Source organism: Dokdonella sp. (assembly GCF_019634845.1).
Lineage (GTDB): Bacteria > Pseudomonadota > Gammaproteobacteria > Xanthomonadales > Rhodanobacteraceae > Dokdonella_A.
This window is the reverse complement of record NZ_JAHCAQ010000018.1, coordinates 1-24896: the sequence shown is the minus strand read 5'-3', so window position 1 is coordinate 24896 and position 24896 is coordinate 1. Positions and strand designations below refer to the sequence as shown.

General features: G+C 68.2%; 29 protein-coding genes. 20 read left to right on the top strand and 9 right to left on the bottom strand.

The annotated features are described in order from the left end of the window. Positions 1–193: 193 nt before the first annotated feature. The 4 genes from can to asnS form a co-directional block, all read right to left on the bottom strand. Positions 194–856: a carbonate dehydratase gene (can, locus tag KF903_RS12560; protein ID WP_291215376.1), complete on the bottom strand. Its 663-nt coding sequence runs from the start codon at positions 854–856 to the stop codon at positions 194–196. A 72-nt stretch (positions 857–928) separates the two neighbouring features. Then, positions 929–1234, bottom strand: coding sequence for a hypothetical protein (locus KF903_RS12555; protein ID WP_291215374.1), 306 nt, complete (start codon positions 1232–1234; stop codon positions 929–931). Beyond that, positions 1231–1554 carry a hypothetical protein gene (locus KF903_RS12550; protein WP_291215371.1) on the bottom strand — a complete coding sequence of 108 codons (324 nt, stop codon included), beginning with the start codon at positions 1552–1554 and terminating at the stop codon, positions 1231–1233. The genes KF903_RS12555 and KF903_RS12550 overlap by 4 nt, the downstream gene beginning before the upstream one ends. A gap of 3 nt (positions 1555–1557) precedes the next feature. Beyond that, entirely contained in the window at positions 1558–2958 is a 1401-nt protein-coding gene (gene asnS / locus KF903_RS12545) for an asparagine--tRNA ligase (RefSeq protein WP_291215499.1), read from the bottom strand. A 168-nt stretch (positions 2959–3126) separates the two neighbouring features. Between asnS and KF903_RS12540 the strand changes: the two genes are divergently transcribed. From KF903_RS12540 to KF903_RS12495, 10 genes are all read left to right on the top strand, one after another. Beyond that, positions 3127–3459, top strand: a complete 333-nt coding sequence (locus KF903_RS12540) for an iron-sulfur cluster assembly accessory protein (RefSeq protein ID WP_291215368.1) — start codon at positions 3127–3129, stop codon at positions 3457–3459. After that, positions 3456–4244: a hypothetical protein gene (locus KF903_RS12535; protein ID WP_291215365.1), complete on the top strand. Its 789-nt coding sequence runs from the start codon at positions 3456–3458 to the stop codon at positions 4242–4244. Before KF903_RS12540 ends, KF903_RS12535 begins: the two co-directional genes overlap by 4 nt. A 119-nt stretch (positions 4245–4363) precedes the next feature. Then, the gene (rpsF, locus tag KF903_RS12530) at positions 4364–4810 is read left to right on the top strand and encodes a 30S ribosomal protein S6 (RefSeq protein ID WP_291215362.1); all 447 of its coding nucleotides are present in this window, start codon (positions 4364–4366) and stop codon (positions 4808–4810) included. 29 nt (positions 4811–4839) lie between these two features. Then, positions 4840–5064 carry a 30S ribosomal protein S18 gene (gene rpsR / locus KF903_RS12525; protein WP_291215359.1) on the top strand — a complete coding sequence of 75 codons (225 nt, stop codon included), beginning with the start codon at positions 4840–4842 and terminating at the stop codon, positions 5062–5064. A gap of 150 nt (positions 5065–5214) precedes the next feature. Then, positions 5215–5664, top strand: a complete 450-nt coding sequence (gene rplI / locus KF903_RS12520; RefSeq protein WP_291215357.1) for a 50S ribosomal protein L9 — start codon at positions 5215–5217, stop codon at positions 5662–5664. 192 nt (positions 5665–5856) lie between these two features. After that, complete coding sequence (locus KF903_RS12515; RefSeq protein WP_291215354.1) at positions 5857–7245, top strand: replicative DNA helicase; 1389 nt, start codon at positions 5857–5859, stop codon at positions 7243–7245. A gap of 163 nt (positions 7246–7408) precedes the next feature. Then, on the top strand, positions 7409–8488 hold the full coding sequence (alr, locus tag KF903_RS12510) for an alanine racemase (protein ID WP_291215352.1): 1080 nt from the start codon (positions 7409–7411) through the stop codon (positions 8486–8488). Positions 8489–8582: 94 nt separating this feature from the next. Next, entirely contained in the window at positions 8583–9959 is a 1377-nt protein-coding gene (radA, locus tag KF903_RS12505) for a DNA repair protein RadA (protein WP_291215349.1), read from the top strand. A gap of 92 nt (positions 9960–10051) precedes the next feature. Continuing rightward, the gene (locus KF903_RS12500) at positions 10052–10531 is read left to right on the top strand and encodes a DUF1249 domain-containing protein (protein ID WP_291215346.1); all 480 of its coding nucleotides are present in this window, start codon (positions 10052–10054) and stop codon (positions 10529–10531) included. A 253-nt stretch (positions 10532–10784) separates the two neighbouring features. After that, entirely contained in the window at positions 10785–11699 is a 915-nt protein-coding gene (locus tag KF903_RS12495) for a 5'-nucleotidase (protein WP_291215344.1), read from the top strand. A gap of 177 nt (positions 11700–11876) precedes the next feature. On the opposite strand, the gene KF903_RS12490 is transcribed toward KF903_RS12495, so the two are convergent. Beyond that, complete coding sequence (locus KF903_RS12490) at positions 11877–12401, bottom strand: hypothetical protein (protein WP_291215343.1); 525 nt, start codon at positions 12399–12401, stop codon at positions 11877–11879. A 294-nt stretch (positions 12402–12695) separates the two neighbouring features. Between KF903_RS12490 and KF903_RS12485 the strand changes: the two genes are divergently transcribed. Then, positions 12696–14456 carry a hypothetical protein gene (locus KF903_RS12485; RefSeq protein WP_291215341.1) on the top strand — a complete coding sequence of 587 codons (1761 nt, stop codon included), beginning with the start codon at positions 12696–12698 and terminating at the stop codon, positions 14454–14456. 7 nt (positions 14457–14463) lie between these two features. Here the strand turns inward: KF903_RS12485 and KF903_RS12480 are convergent, their stop codons facing one another. Next, on the bottom strand, positions 14464–15282 hold the full coding sequence (locus KF903_RS12480) for a polysaccharide deacetylase family protein (RefSeq protein WP_291215338.1): 819 nt from the start codon (positions 15280–15282) through the stop codon (positions 14464–14466). Between the two features lie 89 nt (positions 15283–15371). Between KF903_RS12480 and KF903_RS12475 the strand changes: the two genes are divergently transcribed. The 5 genes from KF903_RS12475 (at position 15372) to KF903_RS12455 (ending at position 18869) form a co-directional block, all read left to right on the top strand. Continuing rightward, complete coding sequence (locus tag KF903_RS12475; protein WP_291215336.1) at positions 15372–16544, top strand: acyl-CoA dehydrogenase family protein; 1173 nt, start codon at positions 15372–15374, stop codon at positions 16542–16544. A gap of 10 nt (positions 16545–16554) precedes the next feature. Beyond that, positions 16555–17184 carry a pilin gene (locus tag KF903_RS12470; protein ID WP_291215333.1) on the top strand — a complete coding sequence of 210 codons (630 nt, stop codon included), beginning with the start codon at positions 16555–16557 and terminating at the stop codon, positions 17182–17184. Between the two features lie 28 nt (positions 17185–17212). After that, positions 17213–17773, top strand: coding sequence for a GNAT family N-acetyltransferase (locus KF903_RS12465; RefSeq protein WP_291215330.1), 561 nt, complete (start codon positions 17213–17215; stop codon positions 17771–17773). 165 nt (positions 17774–17938) lie between these two features. Then, positions 17939–18469: a DUF4166 domain-containing protein gene (locus tag KF903_RS12460; protein WP_291215328.1), complete on the top strand. Its 531-nt coding sequence runs from the start codon at positions 17939–17941 to the stop codon at positions 18467–18469. Further along, complete coding sequence (locus tag KF903_RS12455) at positions 18444–18869, top strand: thiol-disulfide oxidoreductase DCC family protein (protein WP_291215326.1); 426 nt, start codon at positions 18444–18446, stop codon at positions 18867–18869. Before KF903_RS12460 ends, KF903_RS12455 begins: the two co-directional genes overlap by 26 nt. On the opposite strand, the gene KF903_RS12450 is transcribed toward KF903_RS12455, so the two are convergent. The 3 genes from KF903_RS12450 to KF903_RS12440 form a co-directional block, all read right to left on the bottom strand. Then, on the bottom strand, positions 18866–19996 hold the full coding sequence (locus KF903_RS12450; RefSeq protein ID WP_291215323.1) for a saccharopine dehydrogenase NADP-binding domain-containing protein: 1131 nt from the start codon (positions 19994–19996) through the stop codon (positions 18866–18868). The two genes, KF903_RS12455 and KF903_RS12450, sit on opposite strands and share 4 nt — an antisense overlap. 243 nt (positions 19997–20239) lie before the next feature. Then, positions 20240–21508, bottom strand: coding sequence for a hypothetical protein (locus KF903_RS12445; RefSeq protein ID WP_291215320.1), 1269 nt, complete (start codon positions 21506–21508; stop codon positions 20240–20242). 288 nt (positions 21509–21796) lie between these two features. Further along, positions 21797–22333, bottom strand: coding sequence for a Smr/MutS family protein (locus KF903_RS12440; RefSeq protein ID WP_291215318.1), 537 nt, complete (start codon positions 22331–22333; stop codon positions 21797–21799). Between the two features lie 117 nt (positions 22334–22450). On the opposite strand from KF903_RS12440, the gene surE reads away from it, so the two are divergent. The 4 genes from surE to KF903_RS12420 form a co-directional block, all read left to right on the top strand. Continuing rightward, on the top strand, positions 22451–23224 hold the full coding sequence (gene surE, locus KF903_RS12435; RefSeq protein ID WP_291215316.1) for a 5'/3'-nucleotidase SurE: 774 nt from the start codon (positions 22451–22453) through the stop codon (positions 23222–23224). Between the two features lie 24 nt (positions 23225–23248). Beyond that, positions 23249–23926: a protein-L-isoaspartate(D-aspartate) O-methyltransferase gene (locus KF903_RS12430; protein WP_291215314.1), complete on the top strand. Its 678-nt coding sequence runs from the start codon at positions 23249–23251 to the stop codon at positions 23924–23926. Between the two features lie 31 nt (positions 23927–23957). Further along, positions 23958–24563, top strand: coding sequence for a YqaA family protein (locus KF903_RS12425; RefSeq protein ID WP_291215312.1), 606 nt, complete (start codon positions 23958–23960; stop codon positions 24561–24563). Positions 24564–24572: 9 nt separating this feature from the next. Then, positions 24573–24896 (top strand): LysM domain-containing protein (locus KF903_RS12420; RefSeq protein ID WP_291215309.1); only part of this gene is annotated, 324 nt, incomplete at its 3' end.

Genomic DNA, 24896 nt, shown 5'->3' with positions numbered 1-24896 from the left:
CCCTTGCGTGGCCCGATGCCGTCATCCGCGCTTGCGGGCGCCAGCGCCGGTGCGCCGCGCAAACTAGCACAGGCACGGCCCGCTTGTCCGCGTCGGGCGCTGGACATTGCGTACGTTGGCGGATTGCGCGTTTGCAGCAAGCGCTGCGTGGACGGTGGCGCCCGCGCCGACGCCACGCTCGGCGTGGCAGCGGTCAGGCGCGCACGTGGGCGATCACGTCGGCATGGGCCTGGGCGCGGGCGGCGTCGAGGCTGGCGGCGTCGGCCACGTGCATGTGCAGGTCGTGCACGCGGCCGTTGTCGAGGCTGTAGATCCAGCCGTGCACCGACAGTTTCTGGCCGCGGTCCCACGCTTCGCGCACGACCGTGGTGCGGCACACGTTGACGACCTGTTCGATCACGTTGAGCTCGCACAGGCGGTCGTGGCGCGCGCCGAAGTCGTCCAGGCCTTCGAGTGCCGCCACGTGGCGGTGCTTGACGTTCTCGACGTGGCGCAGCCAGTTGTCGACGAGGCCGAGGCGGCGCTCCTCGAGCACGGCGCGCACGCCGCCGCAGCCATAGTGGCCGACCACGATGATGTGCTCGACCTTGAGCACGTCGACCGCGAACTGGATCGTCGACAGCGCATTGAGGTCGGTATGCACGACGACGTTGGCGACGTTGCGGTGCACGAACACCTCGCCCGGCGCCATGTCGATGATCTGGTTGGCCGGCACGCGCGAATCGGAGCAGCCGATCCACAGGTACTTGGGTGCCTGCTGCTGCGACAGGCGAACGAAGTAGTCGGGGTCGCTCGCGCGCAGCGCTTCGGCCCACTGGCGGTTGCGTTCGAGCAGGTCACGCAGTTGTTGGGGCATGGGTGACTCCGCGGACAGGCTTGAATCGTGGTTGGGAGGGCGCACGCGGCGTTGCCGACGCGAGCCGGTGAGTCAGTGGCTTGCGCCAAGCTTGAGCACCATCTGCGGCAGCAGCGCCTCGGTGTCGTCGCCTTGCGGCGGTTCGATGTCGTCGAGGTCGAAGCCGAGCATGGCCGCATCGTCCTCGTCGAGGCCGTCGAAGGCGCGAAACTCGGCATCGAGCAGGGCCATGCGCGCGGCCGTCTCGTCATCGTAACGCAGCGTGCCGCCGTCGCTGTCGAGCACTTCGGCGATGCCGGTCTCCAGTACCACCAGGCGCGCCCAGATCAGCGTGTCACCGACGACCGCGAGCCACCATTGGGGCATTGCGTCATTCATGTCGAGGCGCCGGTCAGCGACAGGGTCTTGGCGACCGTGGCCAGCACCGCGCCGATCACGATCGCCCATGCGCCGATGGTGCCCGGTGCGGCCAGCGCGGTGACGGTGGCGTCGCCGAGCCTGTGCCAGGCCGCGCCGAGGAACCAGCCGAAACCGCGCGGCGTGAACGGCACCACGCCCAGGCGTGCACGCACCGCAGGGTGCCGGTCGCGCAGCGTCACGCCGACCAGCACCCAGATCATCAGGTAGGTGGTCAGGCCCGAGACGACCAGACCGAGGCCGCCAATGAACAGAAATTGATGCCAGGCCGAAGCGGACATCGCTCAGAACTCCGCACTGCCGGGCGCACGCGGATACGGGATCGCATCGCGGATGTTGGCCAGCCCGCAGACGTACACCACCAGACGCTCGAAACCCAGACCGAAGCCCGCATGCGGCACGGTGCCGTAACGGCGGAAATCGCGATACCACTGGTAGTGCGCCGGGTCGAGGCCGAATTGCGCCATGCGCTGGTCGAGCACGTCGAGGCGTTCCTCGCGCTGCGAGCCGCCGACGATTTCGCCGATGCCGGGCGCCAGCACATCCATCGCGGCGACAGTGCGGCCGTCGTCGTTGAGGCGCATGTAGAACGCCTTGATCTTTTCCGGGTAGTTGGTCACCACCACGGGGCGGCCGACGTGCTCCTCGGTGAGATAGCGCTCATGCTCGGTCTGCAGGTCCGCGCCCCATTCGATCGCGTAGTCGAACTTGCGTCCGGATCGGTTGAGGATCGCGACCGCCTCGGTGTAGTCGATGCGCTCGAATGGCGCGCTGATGAACGACTCCAACCGCGTGATTGCGGTCTTTTCCACCCGCTCGGCAATGAAGGCCATGTCGTCGGCCCGCTCCTCGAGCACGGCCCTGAACACATGTTTGAGCAGACTCTCGGCCACGCGCGCGTCCTCGGCGAGGTCGGCGAAGGCGATTTCGGGCTCGATCATCCAGAACTCGGCCAGGTGCCGCGTGGTGTGCGAGTTCTCGGCGCGGAAGGTCGGACCAAACGTGTAGACCTTGCTCAAGGCAAGGCAGTAGGCCTCGACGTTGAGCTGGCCCGACACCGTGAGGAACGTCTCCTTGCCGAAGAAATCCTGGCGGAAATCGATTGCGCCATGCTCGCTGCGCGGCAGGTTCATGAGGTCGAGCGTGGAGACGCGGAACATCTGGCCGGCGCCCTCGGCGTCGGAGGTGGTGATGATCGGCGTATTGACCCAGAAGTAGCCGTTGTCGTTGAAGTAGCGGTGGATCGCGTTGGCCAGCGTGTGGCGGATGCGGGCGACGGCACCGAACAGGTTGGTGCGCGGACGCAGGTGCGCCACCTCGCGCAGGAACTCGGCCGAGTGCGGCTTGGGTTGGATCGGGTAGGTTTCCGGGTCCTCGACCCAGCCGACCACCTCGATCGCGCTGGCTTGCAGCTCGAACGACTGGCCCTTGCCCTGCGAGGCGACCAGTTCGCCACTGGCGATGACGGCGCAGCCGGCGGTGAGGCGCAGAACCTGGCTGTCGTAATTGGACAGCGTGCTGGGCGCCACGACCTGGATCGCGTCGAAGCAGGAGCCATCGCTGACGTTGACGAAGGACAGGCCGGCCTTGGAATCCCGCCGCGTGCGGACCCAGCCGCGCACGGTCACCTGGCTGCCGGCCGCAATTGCGCCCGACAGTGCCTTCTTCACGTCTGTCACGGGCAGGCCCGTGCCGCCGCTTGCCGACATCGCTGGAAACTCCTGGCAGGACGCGCGCGAACAGCGCGCGGGATGGTTCGATCAGGTCCGCGATGATAGCCGAACTTGTGCGATCATCCGCGGCTGGTATCGAGCCGCGGCCATCTCGGGCCGCATCCGCAAGGGTGTACGTCGATGAGCATCGAAATCAGCGCCGCCGCGCGTGCGCGCATGCAGGAATTCCTCGCCCGGCAACCGACCGCGGTCGGCATCCGCTTTGGGATCAAGCGCAGCGGCTGTTCGGGGTTCGGCTATTCGATCGACATGGCCAGCGCGATCGGCGATGGCGATGCGGTGTTCGAGCAGGACGGCGTGCGCATCCTCGTCGACCGCAAGGCGCTGCCGCTGGTCGACGGTACCCATATCGATTTCCAGCGCGACGGCCTCAACGCCGCGTTCGTGTTCAGCAATCCCAATGCGACTGGCGGCTGTGGTTGCGGCAGCAGCTTCACCGTCGATGGCCAGTGAGCGGCGTGCCGACGGCGTCGGGCCACGACGCCAGCGTGCCTGAGGCGCAAGTCACGCCGGCACCCGCACCCGCACCCGCCACGGCGGACGGTGAGCGTTCGACGCTGAGCGATTCGCTGCCACCGCTCAAACGCCTGTTCGCGCGTGAACCCGCGCTTGGCATCACGGCCGCCTACCTGCTGGTGGCGATGGCGGGCATCTTCCATGGGTATCGCTACTACCGGCACTTTGGCATTCCGGTACTGAGCCTGTCGCAGGTCAGCGACTTCCTCGTGGCCGGCATTCAGGAACCGATCGCGTTGCTGCTGGTGCTGTCGACGTTGCCACTGATCTGGGTTTTCGACCGCGTCAACGTGCGCGCACGCCGGCGCTATCGCGCGGCCCATGCGCGCCTGCAGGCGGTGGCGCAGCCGGCGTGGTGGCAACGGCTGCGCCTGCGCTGGCTGAGCTGGCAGCTGTTCCACGCGCGCTGGTATCTGCAGGTGTCGTATCTGGCGGTGCTGTTCCTGTATGGCTGGATGTTCGTTGCCCTCTATGCGGACTACCAGGTCGCCCGCATCGAGCGCGGTGGGGCGCCTCAGGTGCGCGTCTGGCAGGGCGGTCAACTGCTGCGCCCGAGTTCGGGCGAGACGTGGCGCTACCTCGGCGCGGTGTCGAACTATGTGTTCGTGTACGACCCCGGCACCCGCAGCGCGCAGATCCTGCCGGTGGAATCGATCGAGCGCATCGAGCCGGTGGCGCCGGTGAAGGCCGGCAATCTGCCGGTGGTTGTGCCAGTCCCCTGATTCCGCATATGATTGGCGGTTCTTCATTGGCCCATCGCCGTTGAAGAGCCTTGCCTCACCGCGCCGCGGGAGGCTGCCGCGGCGGAAATCGGTCCGCACGGTACCCACAAGGAGTTGTCATGCGTCATTACGAAGTCGTGTTTCTGGTCCACCCTGACCAGAGCGAACAGGTGCCCGGCATGATCGAGCGTTACAAGACGCTCATCGAGGGCGATGGCGGCAAGGTGCACCGTCTCGAAGACTGGGGCCGCCGCCAGCTGGCCTATCCGATCCAGCATCTGGCCAAGGCCCACTACGTGCTGATGAACATCGAATGCAGCCAGGCCGTGCTGAGCGAGCTGCAGTCGGGCTTCCGCTTCAACGATGCGGTGCTGCGCCATCTGATCGTGGCGCGCGAGAACGCGGTGACCGAGATGTCGCCGATCATGAAGAACAAGGACGACAAGGGCGGCCGTCGTCGCGACGACGAAGGCTTTGGTTTCGGCGACATCGACGATGAACCGCGTCCGCGCCGCGAGCGCGCCGCGCCGCGCGAGGAAGCCGCCAGCGAGCCGGCAGCCGAATAAGCATCCGCCCAGACCCAGGAGCCAGCATCATGTCCAAGTTCTTCCGCCGCAAGAAATTCTGCCGTTTCAGCGCCGAAGGCGCCACCGAGATCGACTACAAGGATCTCAACCTGCTGCGCCAGTACATCGGCGAGACCGGCAAGATCGTGCCCAGCCGCATCACCGGCACCAAGGCGCGTTACCAGCGCATGCTGTGCACGGCCGTGGAGCATGCACGCTTCCTCGCGCTGCTGCCCTACAGCGACGCGCACTGAGCAGGGCCGTCGCGCCTGGCGCGACGGTTCGCTCGTCTCTCCCGGCAGGGAGAGCAGGGGTGGCGATGTTGATCGACTTCGCCGCCTCGCCCGTTCGGACAGCGCAAGCTGCGCCGGCATTCCCGACGCTAACGAATCAGGAGCATCACCATGGAACTCATCCTGCTGCAGAAAGTGAAAAACCTCGGCAACCTCGGCGACAAGGTCAAGGTCAAGCCCGGCTATGGCCGCAACTACCTCGTGCCGCAGGGCAAGGCGACGGCGGCCACGGCCGCCAACCTGGCCGAGTTCGAGCAGCGCCGTGCCGAGTATGAAGCGCGTGCCAACCAGCAGCTGTCGGGCGCCGAGGCGCGCAAGGCGCAGTTCGAGAACGCGCAGATCACGATCAAGGCCAACGCGAGCCCGGAAGGCAAGCTGTTCGGTTCGGTCGGTCCGCGCGATATCGCCGAGGCCTGCACGGCCAACGGCATTGCGCTCGACAAGAGCGAAGTGGTGATGGCCGACGGTCCGATCCGCCACCTCGGCGAGTTCGACGTTCAGGTGCACCTGCACGCCGACGTGACGACCACGCTCAAGGTGATCGTCGCCGCCGACGAGTGAGCACCAGCGCCGCTCGCGCGAGCGGCGCCATGCAGCGAGTGACGGGCGCCCCAGGGCGCCCGTCGCGTTTTCGGCGCCGCGGCCTGCGGTGGCCGTGCTGGCTCGCACCGCACACAGCTTTTCCACAGGGTTGTTGTCTCGACAGGTGAGACGCGCTTGTCGATGATGCCGGTCTGGACGAGGCGAGCGACGATGGCGCAGAGCGAACGCAGGAATCAACCTTCCAACATCGAAGCGCTGCGCGTGCCGCCGCACTCGATCGAGGCCGAGCAGGCCGTGCTCGGCGGCCTCATGCTGTCGCCCGAGGCCTGGGACCGTGTCGCCGATCGCCTCTGTGTCGACGATTTCTACCGCAAGGACCATCGCGTGATCTATCGCGCGATCGAGGACCTGTCGAACAAGAGCATGCCTTGCGACGCGGTCACGCTCGGCGACTGGTTCGTGGCCAACAACCTCGCCGATCAGGTCGGTGGCGCGAGCTACGTGATCGAGCTCGCCAACTCCACGCCCAGTGCCGCCAACATCGTCGCCTACGCCGACATCGTGCGCGAGAAGTCGGTGTTGCGACAGCTCATCGACGTGGGTACCGAGATCGCCGGCGACGCCTTCGTGCCCGATGGCCGCTCCAGCAAGGAGCTGCTCGAGGTCGCCGAGCAGAAGGTGTTCCACATCGCCGAGGCCGGTGCGCGCGGGCGCCAGGGCTTCGTGCCGCTGCGCACGGCGGTCAGGGAAGCATTCCAGCTGCTGCACCAGCGCTACGAGAACCAGGGCGCAGTCACCGGCCTGCCGACCGGCTTCATCGACCTCGATGAGATGACCGCTGGCCTGCAACCGGCTGATCTCATCATCGTCGCGGCGCGGCCGTCGATGGGCAAGACCGCGTTCGCGGTCAACATGGCCGAATACGCGGCGATGAAGACCAAGAAGGCCGTCGCGATCTTCTCGATGGAAATGTCGGCCTCGCAGCTCGCCCTTCGACTCATCTCGTCGATGGGTCGCATCAACCAGCAGAACCTGCGCACCGGCGAACTCGCCGAGGAGGAGTGGCCGCGCGTGACATCCGCGATCACGATGCTCAGCGAAGCCAAGATCTTCATCGACGACACGCCCGCGCTGTCGCCCGGCGAATTGCGCGCGCGTTCGCGCCGCCTCAAGCGCGAGCACGACCTCGGCCTCATCGTCATCGACTACCTGCAGCTCATGCAGGTGCCCGGCACCAAGGAGAATCGTGCCACCGAAATTTCAGAAATCTCGCGTAGCCTGAAGGCCCTCGCCAAGGAACTCAACATTCCGGTGATCGCGCTGTCGCAGCTCAACCGCTCGCTCGAACAGCGCACCGACAAGCACCCGGTGATGGCCGATCTGCGCGAATCGGGCGCGATCGAGCAGGACGCCGACGTCATCATGTTCATTTACCGCGACGAGTACTACAACGCGGAGGGCAGCGAAAAGGGCGTGGCGGAGATCATCATCGGCAAGCAGCGAAACGGCCCGACCGGCACGGTCAAGCTCGCCTTCCTCGGTCAGTACACGAAGTTCGAGAACCTCGCCAGCGACCGCTACATGGCGGGGTATCAGTGAATGGTGATTCGCCCTTGGTGATTCATCATTCGTCATTCGTCATTCGTGGTTCGCCATTGGTGACTGGTGATTGGTGACTCGTCGGCTTGGGGCGAGTCCCAAGTCACTTTCGCCAACGGCGAGCCTTCGCCAGTCCACAACCCCCAATTTCCAATCACCATCCATGCGTTCGGCTTCCGCCACGATCCATCTCGCCGCGTTGCGCGGCAATCTCGCGCGGGTGCGCGAGCTGGCCGCCGGCGCCAAGGTCATGGCTGTGGTCAAGGCCGATGGCTATGGCCATGGGCTCGAACGCGTGGCACGCGCGCTCGCCGCGGCTGATGCGTTCGGCGTGGCCTCGATCGCCGATGGCCAGCGTCTGCGCGCGGCCGGCATCGGTCAGCGCATCGTCGTGCTGGCCGGTCCCGACGCGGCGGGCGATCTGGCCGAACTGCGTCGCCTGCGCCTGGATGCGGTGATCCATGATGACAGCCAGCTCGATTTGCTGGCCGCCGACAGCGATCGCCGTCCACTGCGCCTGTGGCTGAAGATCGACAGCGGCATGCATCGGCTCGGCTTCGCGCCCGAGCGGGTGCGCGACGTGCACGCGCGCCTGCGCGCGATGCCCGGTGTCGATCCGGCGATCGTGCTGATGACGCATTTTGCCAATTCGGATGTCTTCGACGATGCGTTGACGGCGCGTCAGATCGACTGTTTCGAAGCCGCCACGGCCGGGCTCGACGGCGAACGCTCGCTGGCCAATTCGGCGGCACTGCTGGGCTGGCCGGCGGCGCGTGGCCAGTGGCTGCGCGTGGGCGGCCTGCTGTACGGGATGTCGGTCGTTGCCGGTCGGCCCGCGGCCGAGTTCGGCTTCGCCCCGGCGATGACGCTCACCACGCGACTCGTGGCCGTACACGGCCTGCGCCGTGGCGACCGCGTCGGCTATGCCGCGACCTGGGAATGTCCCGAGGACATGCCGGTCGGTGTGGCCGCGATCGGCTACGGCGACGGCTACCCGCGGCATGCCGCCATCGGCACGCCGGTGCTCGTGGCTGGGCGGCCGGCCAGCGTGATCGGGCGCGTGTCGATGGATCTGGTCACGCTCGATCTGCGCCATGCGGCCGACGCCAGGGTTGGCGACACGGTGACGTTGTGGGGTCGCGGCCTGCCGGTCGAGGAGATCGCCAACCACGCCGGCACGATCGCCTACGAGCTCACCTGCGGCGTCACGCGGCGCGTGCGGTTCGTCGAGGACGACAGTTGAGGCGCCGACCCGCGGCGCGCCGCGCCGGCGCGGCGGCCCGACGCGGCGCAGGCGCTATGATCCGGATCCGCTTCGCCACACGGTATCCCTGAGCATGGCCAAGGCCAAAACCGCCTACGTCTGCGGCGAATGCGGCGCCGAGCATGCCAAGTGGCAGGGCCAGTGCGCCGAGTGCGGCGCGTGGAACACGCTGGCCGAATTCGTCGTGCAGCCGGCCGCAAAGGCTGCGGCCGGCGCACGCGGCGGCTACGCCGGGGCGACCGATGGCGCCAGGATCACGCGCCTGGCCAGCGTCGCCGCGGAGGCCGAACGGCGCATTGCCACCGGCATCGGCGAACTCGATCGGGTGCTCGGTGGGGGTCTCGTCGCCGGCTCGGTCGTGCTGATCGGTGGCGATCCGGGCATCGGCAAGTCGACCTTGCTGCTGCAGATGCTCGGCACCCTTGGCCAGCGCGTGCGTGGCTTGTATGTGACCGGCGAGGAATCGCTGGCGCAGGTCGCTTCGCGCGGGCAGCGTTTGGGCATTGCTCTCGAAGGGCTTGAGGCGCTCGCGGAGACTTCGATCGAACGCATTCTTGCCGAGGCGGCGAACGCGAAACCCGAAGTGCTCATCGTCGATTCGATCCAGACGATCTGGACGGAACTGCTTACCGCCGCGCCGGGTTCGGTATCGCAGGTGCGCGAGGCCGCGGCGCGGCTGGTGCGCTTTGCCAAGGAAAGTGGCACGAGCGTGTTCCTCGTCGGCCACGTGACCAAGGAGGGCGGCATCGCCGGCCCGCGCGTGCTCGAACACATGGTCGACGCGGTGCTGTATTTCGAGGGCGAATCCGGCTCGCGCTTCCGCGTGCTGCGTGCATTCAAGAACCGCTTCGGCGCGGTCAACGAACTGGGCGTGTTCGCGATGGGCGACAAGGGTCTGCGCGAGGTGCCCAATCCGTCGGCGATTTTCCTCTCCGCGCATGCGCAGCCGACTGCGGGCAGCGCGGTCATGGTCACGCGCGAGGGCACGCGACCGCTGCTGGTCGAAGTGCAGGCCCTCGTCGACCAGAGTTCGCTCGGCAATCCGCGCCGCGTTGCGCTTGGTCTCGAACAGAATCGTCTCGCGATGCTGCTGGCCGTGCTGCATCGGCACGGCGGCGCGGCCGTCTACGACCAGGACGTATTCGTCAACGTGGTCGGCGGCATCCGCGTGCAGGAAACCGCGGCCGACCTGCCGGTGCTGCTGGCCGTGCTGTCGAGCTTTCGCGACAAGCCGCTGCCGGACAAGACCGTGGCGTTCGGCGAGGTCGGGCTGTCGGGCGAGATCCGGCCCGTGCCCAATGGCGAGGAACGACTCAGGGAGGCGGCCACCCACGGCTTTCGCCGCGCGATCGTGCCCAAGGCCAACGCGCCGAAGAAGTCCCATGTCGGCGAGCTCGAGATCATCGCGGTGGAGCGCCTGGCTCAGGCCCTGCAGGCCGCGCGCGAATGAGCGTGGGCGCGGCGGCAGGGCACCATCTTGGCATGCCGGTGCCCGTTTGCAACAGTCTGTGCCTGCACCGCGATCGCGCCTAAGATCGAACCATGTCAGTCGTAGTCGACCATCCCGCATCGGTGCTGCCGAGCCGCTTTGCCTGGCTCATGGGCCTTTACGCCGAAAATTACCACCGCCTCGCACGACTGTTCGCGCCGGGTCGGCTCGCGCTCGGCAGCTACCGTTCGAGTCTCGACGATGGGCTCGACCTGCGCCTGGACGTGCTCGAGCGACATCGCTACACACTGGATCTGCACCTGACCTACGACTTCGTCGATGCGAGCACGGGCGAACGTTCGCCCTCGGCGCAATTGCGAATGTACGACGATGCGCACATGGCCGAGGTGCTCGACCTGTGTGCCGACCGTCGCCTGGTGCGCGCGATCGGGCCGCTGCGGCCGAGCCGCGACCTGTTCCAGCAGCGGCTGCGGATGAGTTCCTTCCTCAACCGCTGGCTCGAATACCTGGCCGAGCAGGGCCATTCGATCGGCACCCTGGAACGGATCGTGCCTGCCGCAGTGACGGGCTGAGCCAACTGCGGGCCGGCAGGTGGCCACACGGTGCGGACGGGCTGGTCCACGACGGCGGCGCGTCCCCAGCGCGCTTCACAGCGGGCTCGCGCGCAACCGCCGCGGGCGCCCAGCATGCAATCATCGACGTTGCAAAAGGGTTAGGGCCGGGGCAACGAAACATTGGCGCGCGGCGCGTGTTCAGCCATTGCCGGCGGGCGTTGTGCGCTATCGTGCGCGTGGTCGGGCCGGTGCGCCCGGGCGGATGGTGACGGTGGACAACAAGCATGCAAATGGTGATGCGCTCGTGGTGGCGATTTCCTCGCGCGCGCTGTTCGACCTGTCGGAGAGCCACGAGCTGTTCGAGCGCAGCGGCGTCGAGGCATTCGCGCGCCACCAGATCGAGCGCGAGGACGACCTGCTGCCGATGGGCATTGCATTCGGTCTGGTGCAGAAGCTGCTCGCGCTCAATGACGGCAACGACGCCGCGCCGCGCGTGGAAGTGATCCTGCTGTCGCGCAATTCGGCCGACACCGGCCTGCGCATCTTCAATTCGATCGAGCACTACGGCCTGGGCATCGCGCGCGCCGTGTTCACGCGTGGCGAACCCACCTTGCCGTACGTGCGTGCGTTCGGCGCCGACCTGTTCCTGTCGGCCAACCCCGACAGCGTCGCCAACGCGCTCGCCGGCGGCATCGCCGCCGCGACGATCCTGCCGTCGAAGGCGCCGCAGTCCAGTTCGCAGCAGGTGCGCATCGCGTTCGATGGCGATGCGGTGCTGTTCGGCGACGAGTCCGAACGTGTCTCCGAACAGGGCGGCATCGAGGCATTCCACCGCCACGAGGCCGAGCGCGCCAGCGAACCGCTGTCGGGCGGCCCGTTCCGCGGTTTCCTCGATGCGCTGCATCGCCTGCAGCAGGCGTTCCCGAGCGAGGCGGCGCCGATCCGCACCGCGCTGGTCACCGCGCGCTCGGCTCCGGCCCACAAGCGCGTGATCCTGACCCTGCGCGAATGGGGCGTGCGCATCGATGAGGCACTGTTCCTCGGCGGGCGACCGAAGGGGCCGTTCCTCGAAGCCTTCGGCGCCGACATCTTCTTCGACGACTCGCCCGTCAACGTCGAATCGGCCCGCCAGCACGTCGCCACCGGCCATGTGCCGCGGCGCGAGCGCAAGGCGCCGGCCACCTAGGGCTGCGTCAGGCGATCCCGCAGCGGCCGTACCGGATCGGCGCATCGCAAGACGCGCCCGCGCCGGATTGAGCGGCCCGCCGCGCCAGCCAACCCGCATTCGGGCGCATCGCCACGCGGCCAACGCCGCCGATGGGGTGAGCCCACGGCGCGCACGAACAGGCGGTGGCGGTGGTGTTCAGAACGGACCGAGCGCGGCGACTTTGGCGATGAGCGCGCGGCGCACGATCTCGGGCAGCTCGCGGTGCCAATGCGCGAGCAGGAATTGTGGCGCGACCGGCACGAAGCCGGCGGCGAGGTCGACCTCGAGTGCGCGCGGGTCGCCACAGTAGCCGAAAAAGGCCGCGCAGCGGTCGGCGTAGCGCGCGAACATGTACTTGATCAGCAGGTACCACACGCCGCCAGCGGCGCGGATCGCGGCCGCGTGTTCGGGGGGCAGCGCGCGCATGACCGCGCCATCGGTGCAGGCACCGCCGATGAGGCAGACGTCACCGAATTCGCGCGCATGCGAGTAGCCGGCAACGCGCAGGCCACCATCCTCGGCGCGGTGCAACGCCACCAGGTGATGACCTTCCGTTGGCGGTGGCGAGCCGAACTTGCGCTGGAACAGGGCGCCGGCGGGAAGTTCGGCGTTGTCGACCTCGGTGATGGTGAAAAAGCTGCGCAGATGTTCGGGAACGATGGAAATGGCGTCGCTGTGCATTTTTGCGGCTCTTTCGGCAATGAGTGCGTCGGAATTGCGGCTCGGTGAGAGCGTAGCGCAGCGGCGCCTGCCGACGAAACTCTGAACTGCACGTGGTCGGTCCCGGTCGATGGGCCGTGGTGTCGCTTTGCGCTAGGCTGCGCGCTGCCGATTCTGCCCGCCGACCATCGCATGCCGCGACACGATCCACCCATCGCATCGCCCAGTGCCGTGTGCGAGCGTTCCGCCATATGCTGGCTCGTCGCCGGCGGCGCGTTCTGTGCGCTGATGGTCTGCATCCACGTCGCCGCGGGCATGAACTCCGCCGGCGTCGCCGATTTCTGGCGCGATTTCTACTGGGCGAGCTCGATCGCGCACGGCGAGCGCTTTCCGCTGGCGGGGCCGCAGATCTACCAGCTCATCGAGCTCGGGCCATGGTGGTTCTACCTGCTCGCGCTGCCGGTGTTCCTGACCGGCAGCGTCGCCTGGACGATGGCATTGGTGCAGTTGCTCGCTGCGCTCAAATACGTGTTGGCCTGGCGTCTTGGCTTGCGTCTGCTCGATCCGCGATTCGGCTTCCTTCTTGCCGTGGCCTTCGCGATTGCCGGATGGTCGACGGCGGCGCTGGTGTTCCCGTCGCACATCGCGTTGGTCGAGACCTGCGTGTTGTGGCTCGCGTTCGCCACCTGGCGGTGCGCGTCGCGCATGAGTGGATCGAATGCGTTGTGGTTCGGTCTTGCCGCGGCGGCGTGCATTCACGCCCATCCTACGACGATCCTCTACATCGTCGTCGCCGGCTGCTTCCTGCTGCTGCGGCATCGTTCGTGGGCGACGTTTTACCGGTTGACCGGAGCCGCGCTCGTCGTTATCGCGAGCCTGTTGCCGCCGTGGCTTGACCGCGGCACGGAGGTGGTCGCTGCGCTCAAGCCGATTGCTGCCTACCTTGGCGCGGACATCGCCGTCGATCCGCTTCACAGGATCGTCTTGCTCGCCGCGCAGTTGGTCGTCGGCGGTGCCAGATGGGGATTTCTCGTGATCGACGCCGGCAATGACGGCGCGGCGCATGCGGCGTGGCTGGCGTGGTGCGTGTGCATCGCGATCGCTGCCTGTGGGCTCGCGTGGGCGATGCGAACGTCGTCGCGGATGCGGCGCTGGGCGTGCCTGGCATTCGCGTTCTGGGTTGCGCAGGTCGCCTTCGTGGTGTTGCTGCGTCCGATCACGCCGGTGTGGATGGTGCCGTCGTGCCTGCCGCCGCTGGCTTTTCTCGTCGCCATCGGGTGGTGGCAATGGTTTGCGGCCCGCCGTCGCATCGTCGCCGCCATCGGCGCAAGCGCATGGGCGGCGTACACGGCGCTTTGCCTTGCGCCGTTTTCGTTCCTGCTGCAACGCGGTCCCGAATTTCGGATGCCGGCGGGCGTGAACCCGTGGCACGACGCGATCGACGCGGGCAACCGTACCGTGAGCGTGCGCCTGGCGTTTTATCCGGTACGGCGCATCGATCGTGTCGCTGCCGTCTTGTGCGACGTCGATGTGTTGCATGGGCGGTTGGCCGCGGTGATCGAACCGACGTTCGCGGCGCCGCTCAGGAATGCTTGTGGCCGCTGGCCCGTGCTGCGCTTTGGCGGGACGCGGCCCGGCACGCGCCACGTTGCCGGCATTTTTCCTGCGGCGTCACTCGCCTCGGGCATCGCGCCTGCGCGCGTGGTGGCGGGCATGGCGCTGTATGACGACGTGCGTCCGATCGCGCCCGCGCAGGGCGGCATTGCTGCGCCGTTGCGGCGTTTGCAGATCACTCCCGATGGCGGCGCCGAGGAAGCCGCGCGCGACTATGGGTTCGATGCGCGCAACGACGATGCGATCGTGCTGACCAACCGCCTGTCGATGTCAGCGCCGCTGCAGGTGGAAGCAGTCACGGCCAACGGAAAAGCAGCGGCGCCCGCCTACGACGATGGTGGCTCGATGGTTTACGCGTGCGATGGATGCGATGGCGCGCAAAGCGTGCATTGGTTGTTCCGCTTGCGCGGCATCGAGCGCAATCTCGATCTGGTCGTGCTCCCTGCGCACGCATCGCCGTAACCCGCGCTCAGCGGCACTCGCGCAGCAGGCGCTCGAACTCTTCGGGTGAGCGCCAATGTTGGCCGCAGACGTAACGCGGCAGGTTCCAGCGCGTGGCGTGCAGCGTGACCGGCGCCGGGCTGGTGCCGAACGCGGCGCGCAGGCGGTGCTGATGGCCGAATCGCGGCAGGTATTCGTGCACGAGGTAGTCGTTGGATTCGCCGTAGGGAAACGCGAACAGGCTGCCGCGGTGCGGTGCCAGCAGCGCATCGAGCCAGTCGGCGGCGGCGCGGATCTCGGCGTCGGCCTCGGCCCAGGTCTCGATGCTGCGGAACGTGCCGCTGCGGCCGTCGCGCTGCACCGTCTGCGGCAGGGTGTCGTGATTGTGGTCCCAGCTGTGGTTCTCGATGGCGATGAGGCCCTCGCGCTGGGCGAGCGGCCACCATTGGTCGTCCCACCAGCCGCGACCGATCAGGCAGGTGCGGTCGAGGATCGCGCGCGCCTGCGGCGCGACGATGACGAAGCTGGTGGCGTGCACGGCGGCGCCGGTGGCGGCGACGAAATCGCGCAGGATGCCGGCAAAGCCGCGCTGCGGACCGCAGCTCGGATGGTCGAGGTCGTGCCAGTCGAACCAGGCGCCGTCGTCGAAGCTCAGCGCGACCGTGCGTTCGAGGCCGGCCGGGTCGGCCTCGCCGATGAGCCCCGCCACCACCTGCGCCAGCGGCACGATACGCCAGCCGTCACGCTGCAGCGCGCGCAGGTCGGCCGCCAGCGCCACGTGGTCGTTGTCGGCGTAGTCGTTGCCGCTGATGTTGATCGAATGGTAGGTGAGGACGGGAACGCGCATCGGTTCGGTCGGGCCATTTTTGCGGACATGCGTGGCCGCTGCCGGGGCACGGCAGTACAATACGCGACTTTGCCCGATCCGGATCCGCCATGCCCGCCACCCCGCTCAATCCACATGATCTGTACGACGTCCGCGCGCTGCTCTCCGAGGAAGAGCGCATGGTGCAGGACAGCGTGGCGCGTTTCACCGACGAGCGCGTGCTGCCGATCATCGGCGACTGTTTCGACCAGGGGCGCTTTCCGACCGAGCTGATCCCGGAAATGGCCGAGCTCGGCCTGCTCGGTGCCACGTTGCCGACCGAGTACGGTTGTGGCGGCATGAATGGCGTGAGCTACGGCCTGATCTGCCAGGAGCTCGAGCGCGGCGATTCGGGCCTGCGCAGCTTCGCGTCGGTGCAGAGCTCGCTGTGCATGTACCCGATCTTCGCCTACGGCAGCGAGGAGCAGAAGCGCCACTGGCTGCCGCCGATGGCGGCGGGCAAGGTCATCGGCTGCTTCGGCCTGACCGAGCCGCATGGCGGCTCGGATCCGGCCAACATGAAAACCCATGCCAGGAAGGATGGCGGCGATTGGGTCATCAACGGCGCCAAGATGTGGATCACCAATGGCAACCTGGCCCATATCGCGATCGTGTGGGCGCAGACCGAGGAGGGCATCCAGGGCTTCATCGTGCCGACCGACAGCAAGGGATTCGCGGCGCAGGAAGTGCACAAGAAGATGAGCCTGCGCGCGTCGGTGACGAGTGCATTGTTCCTCGACAACGTGCGCGTGCCCGATGCCAACCGCCTGCCCGGCGTGAAGGGTCTCAAGGGGCCGCTCGGCTGCCTCACCCAGGCGCGCTATGGCATCACCTGGGGACCGATCGGCGCGGCGATCGCCTGTTTCAGCGAAACGACCGAATACGCGAAGAACCGCATGCTGTTCCAGCGGCCGCTGGCTGCCACCCAGGCGGTGCAGCTCAAGCTGGCCGACATGGCCCGCCGCATCACGCTGGCGCAGCTGCTCTCGCTCCAGCTCGGCCGTCTCAAGGATGCCGGCACGATGCAACCGACCCAGGTGTCGCTGGCCAAGTGGAACAACTGCCGCATGGCGATCGACATCGCCCGCGAATGTCGCGATATCCTCGGCGGCGCCGGCATCACCACCGAACACAGCCCGATCCGCCACGCGCTCAACCTCGAATCGGTCATCACCTACGAGGGTACCGAGACCGTGCACCAGCTCGTGGTCGGGCGCGAAATCACCGGCATCAACGCCTTCTAGGACGCCCACGATGCGCCAAGCCATACTGCCGCTGCTGTTCGTCGTACTGCTCGGCGTGCTTGGTTTCGCAGCCTGGCAATGGCAGGTCAACCGCGAACAGCAGGCGGCAATGGCGGCGCAGATGGCGCAGTTGCGTGAGGCCCAGCAACAGGCGCTGACCGAGGTCAGGCACTCGCTCGAGGCGGCACGCGAGGAGCAGGAGCGCATGCGGCAGACCTTGGCCAGTGCGAATGAGGCTCTGGCCGGCGCGGGCGACGAGGCGAGCGTGCTGCTGCGCGAGGATCTAGCCGTGGCGTCCGCCATGCGGGTTGCGGTCGCGGAGTATCACGCGGCGATGGGCAGGATGCCGGCGAATCAGGTCGAGGCGGGTCTGCCGCCGCCGGCGCAGTACCGTGGCAAGAGCCTGCGCTCGGCCACCGTACATGAGGATGGCCGCATCGAGCTCGTGTTCGATGCGCGGTCGGGGGTGGATGGCGGTCGCATCGAGTTCGTGCCCGACACCTCGCATGTCGATGCGGTGGGGCTGCAATGGCGCTGCCAGACCCGCGACTATCCGTTGATCAAGCGCATTGCGCCGGCTTGTGACTACATCGCCGGCGATGCCGTGGCGGCGCCCGCGGCGCCGAAAACCAGTGACTGATGCCGCGCGCGCGCCGGGAGTGGTGACGGTGAGCGCATCGGCGCAGGCGGCGGCGCACGAACCGCGCATCGAAACCGAACGCCTGCTGCTGCGCCTGCCGCGGCGCGAGGACTTCGACCGCTATGCGGAGCTGTTCTGCCACCCGAGCGCGGCGCGCATCATCGGCGGCGGCGTCGCGCGCGGCGATGCGTGGCGGCGTTTCCTGCAGATGCCTGGCGCTTGGGCCGTGCAGGGGTTCGCGATGTTCTCGCTGATCGAGAAGGCCAGCGGACTGTGGGTTGGCCAGGCCGGGCCGTGGCAACCCGATGGTTGGCCCGGCACCGAAGTCGGCTATGCGCTGCACCAGGACGCGCGCGGCAAGGGGTACGCGGTCGAGGCCTGCAGCGCGGCGATCGAGTGGGCCTTTGCCGTGCTTGGCTGGCGTGAAGTCATCCACTGCATCGATGTCAGCAACACGGCCTCGCAGGCCGTGGCGCAGCGGTTGGGGTCGCGCAACCGCGGTCGCGGCAAGCTGCCGGCGCCACTCGATACGCATGCGATCGATATTTGGGGCCAGACGCGCGAGGAATGGCAGGCGCGCTCGGTCTGAGCGGACGAGCGGCTCGCCAGCATGGCGGCGCATCGTCTCGTGGCCCGGGGGCAACGTGGTGTGCCGCGGCCACGCCGCGCCCAACGCCGCACCCAACGCCGCGCGAGGTGGGCGGCATGGCCGGCGGCATTTCGTGTTCGAGCCGTGGGTACGCGACAATGGGGCATGGCCTCCCTGTTCCGCCAACTGCTCGGCAACGCGCTGGAGCGTGCTCCCGCCCCGGTCCGTGTACTGCACGAGACTGCGTTGCCGCAGCGTTTCGAAGGACAGGCGCAGATGCGTGCGGCCGGCAGTTTGCTGGCGCGGCTGGCGGCGCGCATCGCGGGCCTGCCCAGGCACGAAGGTCGCGTGTCGATGGCGGTCACGATCGAGCGCGACGGCGAGGGCGAACGCTGGACGCGGCACTTTCCGCCGGCGCCATTCGTATCGCGGTTGTGGTCGCGCGATGGCCTGTTGTGCGAGCGGCTCGGACCGTCCGAGATCCGTTTCCGACTGCATGCCGACGGTGCCGGCATCGTCTGGGAGCCAGTGGCGCTGCGCGTGTTCGGTGTTCTGCCGATGCCCGCCTTGCTGCTGCGTGGCGTGCGGGCGCGCGAAGGTGTGGACGCGCAAGGCCGCTACACATTCGAGGTCGAAGCGAGCTTTCCGGTGCTTGGCAGCGTGGCGGCGTATGCAGGGTGGCTGCATGTCGAGTGATGCGGGCGGTGCGATCATCGTGTTCGATGGCGTCTGTCATCTGTGCAACGGATGGGTGCACTTCCTGCTGCGCCACGACCGGCGCGGTGTGTATCGCTTCGCCAGCATGCAGTCGGAGGTCGGCTGCCGCTTGCTGCGTGACCATGGGCTGGATCCAGCCGATCCATCCTCCTTCCTGCTGCTGCGCGCAGGCCGCGCGCGCACCGACAGCGACGCGATCATCGATGTACTCACCGGCCTGGGCGGGCCGTGGCGCCTGTTCGGCGCGCTGCGCCTGATGCCGCGCGTGCTGCGCGATCCGCTTTATCGAGTCATCGCCCGCAACCGCTATCGGCTGTTCGGCAAGCGCGAGTTCTGCATGATGCCCGCGCCAGAGGTGGCGGCGCGGTTCCTGGACTAGCGAAGGGCGTGCGTCTGGCAGGTCACGCGGATGTCGAGCCCCTCCAGTGCGGTCAGGAATTCGTCGAGCGAAAACAAATCGAGACAAGGCCGTGCGCCGCGTGCGGCGAGTTCGCCGCGCGCCAGCTTCTTGGCCAGCACCACGGCAGGTGTGGCCGGAATCTCCGGTCCATCGCCGCCGCCTGCCACGATCATCCATTCCCGCTCCAGTGCGTGGCCCTGCGCGTTGCTGCCGCGTACCGACAGGTGCATGCCGCCGACATCCGTGCCGAAACGATCGAACCACCGGCTCAGGCGGCACAACAGTGCCGCATGACGCGACCAGTCGGGCACCAGTCGCACCCGCGATAGCCACGACAGCGACCACAGGCCAAGGTGCAGCAGGGAGAGTTCCAGACCGGCGCGGAAGCGCACGGCGCGCGCGCCGTAGCGTTGCGGAAACAGTTCCAGGTCGGGCACGTCACAGGCGGCGAGCCAGCGCGTTCCCATCGGTTCGGGATAGCGATGGCGGCCACAATCCTGCCAGCCGGGCAGCGGTTGCCAGCGGCCATCGCGCCAGACCTGGATCGGCCGCCCGACATAGCTCAGGATCGCCGCGACCGTGGCCAAGCCGCGTTCGGTGCGGTTGCCGGGGCTGATGCCGCAATCGATGGCGTCGATGCGTACCAGCCCACCGCGCATGGAATCGATGACCGCTGCCGTCAGGCCGGGTACCGTGCTGGCGCCGGTGACGGCCAGCACGTCCGCCCGATGCGCGGCCGCGTCGAGCCTGCCGAAGCCTGCGACGTAGGTGCGTGCATCGGCCAGATCGACGTAATGTGCACCGATCGCGATGGCGGCTTCGGCAAGGCGGTAGTCGCGACCTTGAAACGGTCCGCAGGCGTTGATGACGAGTTGCGGCGAATGTTCGCGCAGGTGCGATGTCAGCAGAGCGAGCGACCCGTTGGCGTCGAACGCGGTGGAGCTGCAATGGCCGGCCAAGGCGGCGGACAATTGCGCCGCGCGCTGCGCGGAGCGTCCGGCGATGACGAGCTCGATGCCGGCGTCACCGGCCAGTCGCCGGGCGATGCGGGCACCGAAATTGCCGTAGCCGCCGAGCAACAGGGTGCGGAAGCGTGATGGTCCCATTCGATCACCGACCGGCGCGGCTCGATCCGCGCGATACCGGGAGCGTCCGGTCCGGATGCGGCAACGGCTGATTCGGCTCGATGCGACCGATGCCGATCAGCCACCGTTTCGATGCCCATGCGATCGACGTCCACGGGCCCGTGCGCGAGGGATGACGGGCGCGCTCGCCGTGATCTGGTTGCCGGGATCGCCGGGTGGCGGGCAAACCATCCATGGCTTGCCCGCTCCGTGGGTGCGGTGACCTCAGTGGCGGCGCAGCACGAGCATGCCGGCGGCACCGAGCATGAGCAGCAGGGCCAGCATGCCGAACACGTCGAGGGTCGGCGCTGCGACCGGGCCGGCACCCGGACCCGGGCCGGCGCCCGCCGTGACCGTGAAGCCGTTGGACAGTGTGGCGCTGAGCGTGCCGTTGCTGCCGCCGACATCACGTGGACCCGGCGTCGCCGCGGGAGCGATGGTCAGGGTGGCGGTGGCGGTGTTGCCGTCGACGATGACGACGTTGCCGACCGTGATGCCGGCGCCGAACGTGAACGTCGTGCTGGCGTCGAAGCCGACGCCGGTGATCGTGACGTTGACGGTCGTGCCTTGCGCGCCACTGGGGGGAGTGACGCTCGTGATGTTGAACTGGGCAATGGATGGGATGTCGCCGAACGAGGTCACGGCCTGGACCGTCACGCTCGCGCCGGCTGCGATCGTGCGGTTCCACTGCAGGGCGGCGGCGTTGTCGATGCAGCCCGAAGCCAGTGCGTTGTCGAGTGCGCCCGCCCCGATCTGCGACCAGATCGACGAGTAGGAGTTGCCGGTCCAGGCATCGGCAGGTGTCTGCGGAATCAGCAGGATGTAGTAGCTCGGTGTTGCCCCGCAGTCGCTGCCACCGACTGCGTTCGCAGCGACATTGCGGTACGGGACGCCCGAATCAGCGCCGGCGAGATAGATGTCGGCGCCGAGGAAGATCTTGACGTTGCTCGGGGCGCTCCCCTGGTTGTTCAGGGTGAGGGTTTTGGTGAAGTAGTTCTGGCCGTTGACATAGCGCACGGTCTGCACGGCCCGCAGGCCGCTGCTGCCGAGCGTGCCCGTGGTCGTGACCTGGAACGGCGAGGCCGACGTGCCGGTACCGCTCACCGCACTCACGCTGCGCGAGATATACGACAGGCGGGTGCCGAGGTTGCCCGTGGCCGAGCCGTCGGAGTGGTCGCTGAAGTCGGGTGCGTACTGATCGTGCCCGGTCGTGGTGACGACGTGCACCATCCAGCCCATGTCGGCGGTGTCGGTCGAGGCGGGTGGGTAGATCTGGCCCACGCCGGGAATGGCCGAGTTGTGCACCTGGAACGACAGATCGTCGCCGACGTTGACGGTCAACGGCGTGCCGCCGATGGTGGTGACGAGCGGCGCGACGCGCGTCGAGGACTGGACGAAGCCCGGTTTGGCGGCGCTGGCCGATGCGGCGGCAAACAGGGCCGCCAGCGCGGCGGTCGCCAGGCGTGGCAGGAAACGCGGACGGCGATCGAACATGGGTGGATCTCCGATTGTCAGGGGTGTTGGGTGGACGGTTGATGTGGGTGGGGCAACTGCGGTGCGCGCATTCTGGCCCTTCCGTGTCGTGGCCGGCCATCCGCGCAAGCGTGACGGTCCGCTGCCCCGATCGGCTGCTCCGAACGCGGTCGCCTGACCGACTACAACGCAAAACGGCGACCGCAACTGTCACCGCGGTGGCGATTGTATCGCTAACGTCGGGCGCATGGCCGGCGCGGCGCGTCGCCCGGCCGTGTGGCGACGGTACGCGGCAGGGCGCCGGCGGGCTCAGTCGCGCGCGAGCAGCACGATCACCGCGCCGGTGCCGCCCTGCGCGGGGCGCGCCGAGGCAAATGCGAGCACGTCGGCGCGGCGGCGCAGCAGCAGGTCGGTGAGGCGCTTGAGCACCGGGCCATCGGCGCCCGAGCGCAGCCCCTTGCCGTGCACGATTCGCACGCACAGCTCGCGATGCCTGCGGCATTCGTCGAGGAATTGGCCGATCGCCTCGCGCGCGACGGCGGCGCTCATCTCGTGCAGGTCGAGCTCGGCCCGCACGCTGTAGCGACCGCGGCGCAATTGCTGCAGCAGCCGTGGACTCTGACCCGTCTTGAGATGGCCGATCTCTTCGCCGAACTCGATCGCGCCCGGTTCGATCGGATGGGTCAGCAGTTCCTCACGCACGCGGGCCTCGTCACGACGGGCCTGTTCGGGCTCGGCCGCAGGTCTGGGCGCGGTGGGTGTTGCGTGGTCGCTGCGCAGCTCGCGCACGGGGCCGATGGCCTCGCGGAACAGGCGCGCGTCCTCGTCTGAAGCATGGCGCGACATGGCCGCAGGTTAGCAGATGCGCGCGCCGGGGCCGGTCGCGGCGCGGCCGCCATCGGCTATCATGGCGCGACTCCTTCCACGACCGGACCGACGCCGCCATGCGCGGCGTGACGACGCATGCGGGTATTGGTAAGCAACGACGATGGCGTGGATGCGCCGGGCATAGCCGTGCTGGCGCGGCACCTGCGCGAGCTGGGCGAAGTGACCGTGGTGGCGCCCGACCGCGACCACTCGGGCGCCAGCAATTCGCTCACGCTGGATCGGCCGATCCGCGCGCTGCGCATCGACGAGGCGCGTTGGCGCGTGTCGGGCACGCCCGCCGATTGCGTGCACCTGGCGCTGGCGGGCCTGCTCGAACAGGAGCCCGACATCGTGGTGTCGGGCATCAACAATGCGGCCAACCTCGGCGACGACGTGATCTACTCGGGCACCGTGTCGGCGGCGATGGAAGGGCGCTTCCTCGGCCTGCCCGCGATCGCGGTGTCGCTGGTCACCCACAACCACATCGGCACGCATTACGACAGCGCCGCGAGGGCCGCCCTGTTGCTGGTGCGGCGTCTGCTGGTCGATCCGCTGCCGGCCGATACGATCCTCAACGTCAACGTGCCCGATCGACCCTGGCACGAGATCCGTGGCCTGGCCGTGGTGCGGCTTGGTCGGCGCCACCGCTCGGCGCCGTGCATCGCGCAGACCGACCCGCGCGGGCGGCCGATGTGGTGGATCGGACCGGCCGGTGAGGCCGAGGACGACGGTCCCGGCACCGACTTCCATGCGGTGCGCGACGGCTACGTGTCGATCACGCCGATCCAGGTCGATCTCACGCGCTACACGGCGCTGGAGAAGGTTTCGGGCTGGGTGGCCGCGATCGAGTCGGCGGCCGATGTCGCCTGAGCCTGCTGCCACCACGGGCGCCGCATGAGTCCGCTGTCGTCGCGCGATCCGGCCACGCGTGGTCTGGGCATGACCTCGCAGCGCGCGCGCGACCGCATGATCGCGACGCTGGTCGAGGCCGGCATCCGCGATGCTCGCGTCCTCGACGTGATGCGGCAGTTGCCGCGCCATCTGTTCATCGACGAGGCGCTGGCCTCGCGCGCCTACGAGAACACCGCGCTGCCGATCGGGCAGGGCCAGACCATCTCGCAGCCCTACATCGTCGCGCGCATGACCGAAGCGCTGATCGAGCATGCCCTGCCGCGCCGCGTGCTCGAGGTCGGCACCGGCTCGGGCTACCAGTGCGCGGTGCTGGCGCGACTCGTCGAACAGGTCTACACGGTCGAGCGCATCGAGGAACTGCTGCGCAACGCGCGGCGTCGCTTCCGCAAGCTCGGCCTCGCCAACATCCGCTCGCGCCACGATGATGGCCGCCTGGGCTGGCCCGACGAGGCCCCGTTCGATGCGATCATCGTGACCGCGGCCGGTGCCGCGCTCGAACCCGGCCTGCTCGACCAGCTCGTCCCGACCGGCTGCCTGGTGGCGCCGGTAGGCCCGCCCGGTCGCCAGGAATTGCTGCGGGTGCGCGGCGGCGAGGAAGGCTGGGTCAGCGAGCGGCTCGGTGCCGTGAGTTTCGTGCCGCTGCTCGGAGGAACCGGCTGATGCGCCGTACATCGTCGTGGCGGAGCCGGCCATGAAGCTGTTCGGGCCACTCTACGAGCGCGCGCTCCGGTGGGCCGCTCATCGGCACGCCGAGCGCTACCTTGCGGGTCTGAGTTTCGTCGAGGCCATCATCTTTCCGGTGGCACCCGAAATCATGCTGGCACCGATGGTGCTGGCCCGGCGCGAGCGCTGGGCACGCTACGCGGCCCTCAGCCTCGTGTTCTCGATGCTCGGCGCCATGGTCGGCTACGCGCTGGGCCACTACGCGTTCGACCTGTTGCGGCCGTTGCTGGCGCAGATCGGCTGGGCGGGCCGGCTCGATGCGCTGGTGGCCGAGCTCGGCGCGGACGTACGCAGTCATCCGTGGAAGGCATTCTGGATGCTCGTGCTGGCCGGCTTCGTGCCGGTGCCGCTCAAGATCTTCACCTGGGCCTCGGGCATCGTCGGCATGCCGCTGCTGCCGTTCATCGGCGGCATGCTGATCGGGCGCGGCAAGCGCGTGTTCCTGCTCGCCGGCGTGATCCGCGTCGGTGGCGAGCGGGCCGAGCGGGCGTTGCATCGCTGGATCGAGTGGATCGGCTGGACATTGATCGGTCTGGTGGCGGCAGTCATCGTCTATTGGCGCTGGATGAGGTAAATCTGCGCCATGGAACAGGGGCCTGACGTGCGCTTGCCGCTCCCACTGCTGCTGACGCTGCTGCTGACGGCGTGTGCCTCGACCGGGCCGGCGCCGGTCGAAGATCGCAGCGGCATGCCCGTGCGCGCGCCGCGTGCGGCGGCGCCCGCAAGCAATCGCAGTGGCGCGCACAGTCACCACGTCGAGCGTGGCGACACGCTCTACAGCATCGCGTTCCGCAATGGCCTGGACTACCGCGATCTGGCCACCTGGAACCGCATCGCACCGCCCTACACGATCTATGTCGGCCAAGTGCTGCGGCTGGCCGCGCCGGCTGCCGCGACCACGCTACGA

Coding starts and splice junctions, on each gene's coding strand:
- KF903_RS12555 (WP_291215374.1), bottom strand. CDS start 1,234: ATGAATGACGCAATGCCCCAATGGTGGCTCGCGGTCGTCGGTGACACG.
- KF903_RS12500 (WP_291215346.1), top strand. CDS start 10,052: ATGTCAGTCGTAGTCGACCATCCCGCATCGGTGCTGCCGAGCCGCTTT.
- KF903_RS12450 (WP_291215323.1), bottom strand. CDS start 19,996: ATGGGACCATCACGCTTCCGCACCCTGTTGCTCGGCGGCTACGGCAAT.
- rplI (WP_291215357.1), top strand. CDS start 5,215: ATGGAACTCATCCTGCTGCAGAAAGTGAAAAACCTCGGCAACCTCGGC.
- KF903_RS12475 (WP_291215336.1), top strand. CDS start 15,372: ATGCCCGCCACCCCGCTCAATCCACATGATCTGTACGACGTCCGCGCG.
- KF903_RS12550 (WP_291215371.1), bottom strand. CDS start 1,554: ATGTCCGCTTCGGCCTGGCATCAATTTCTGTTCATTGGCGGCCTCGGT.
- KF903_RS12490 (WP_291215343.1), bottom strand. CDS start 12,401: ATGCACAGCGACGCCATTTCCATCGTTCCCGAACATCTGCGCAGCTTT.
- alr (WP_291215352.1), top strand. CDS start 7,409: ATGCGTTCGGCTTCCGCCACGATCCATCTCGCCGCGTTGCGCGGCAAT.
- rpsR (WP_291215359.1), top strand. CDS start 4,840: ATGTCCAAGTTCTTCCGCCGCAAGAAATTCTGCCGTTTCAGCGCCGAA.
- KF903_RS12485 (WP_291215341.1), top strand. CDS start 12,696: ATGAACTCCGCCGGCGTCGCCGATTTCTGGCGCGATTTCTACTGGGCG.
- surE (WP_291215316.1), top strand. CDS start 22,451: ATGCGGGTATTGGTAAGCAACGACGATGGCGTGGATGCGCCGGGCATA.
- KF903_RS12430 (WP_291215314.1), top strand. CDS start 23,249: ATGAGTCCGCTGTCGTCGCGCGATCCGGCCACGCGTGGTCTGGGCATG.
- KF903_RS12455 (WP_291215326.1), top strand. CDS start 18,444: ATGCAGGGTGGCTGCATGTCGAGTGATGCGGGCGGTGCGATCATCGTG.
- KF903_RS12470 (WP_291215333.1), top strand. CDS start 16,555: ATGCGCCAAGCCATACTGCCGCTGCTGTTCGTCGTACTGCTCGGCGTG.
- radA (WP_291215349.1), top strand. CDS start 8,583: ATGGCCAAGGCCAAAACCGCCTACGTCTGCGGCGAATGCGGCGCCGAG.
- KF903_RS12445 (WP_291215320.1), bottom strand. CDS start 21,508: ATGTTCGATCGCCGTCCGCGTTTCCTGCCACGCCTGGCGACCGCCGCG.
- KF903_RS12440 (WP_291215318.1), bottom strand. CDS start 22,333: ATGTCGCGCCATGCTTCAGACGAGGACGCGCGCCTGTTCCGCGAGGCC.
- KF903_RS12425 (WP_291215312.1), top strand. CDS start 23,958: ATGAAGCTGTTCGGGCCACTCTACGAGCGCGCGCTCCGGTGGGCCGCT.
- KF903_RS12540 (WP_291215368.1), top strand. CDS start 3,127: ATGAGCATCGAAATCAGCGCCGCCGCGCGTGCGCGCATGCAGGAATTC.
- can (WP_291215376.1), bottom strand. CDS start 856: ATGCCCCAACAACTGCGTGACCTGCTCGAACGCAACCGCCAGTGGGCC.
- rpsF (WP_291215362.1), top strand. CDS start 4,364: ATGCGTCATTACGAAGTCGTGTTTCTGGTCCACCCTGACCAGAGCGAA.
- KF903_RS12515 (WP_291215354.1), top strand. CDS start 5,857: ATGGCGCAGAGCGAACGCAGGAATCAACCTTCCAACATCGAAGCGCTG.
- KF903_RS12460 (WP_291215328.1), top strand. CDS start 17,939: ATGGCCTCCCTGTTCCGCCAACTGCTCGGCAACGCGCTGGAGCGTGCT.
- KF903_RS12480 (WP_291215338.1), bottom strand. CDS start 15,282: ATGCGCGTTCCCGTCCTCACCTACCATTCGATCAACATCAGCGGCAAC.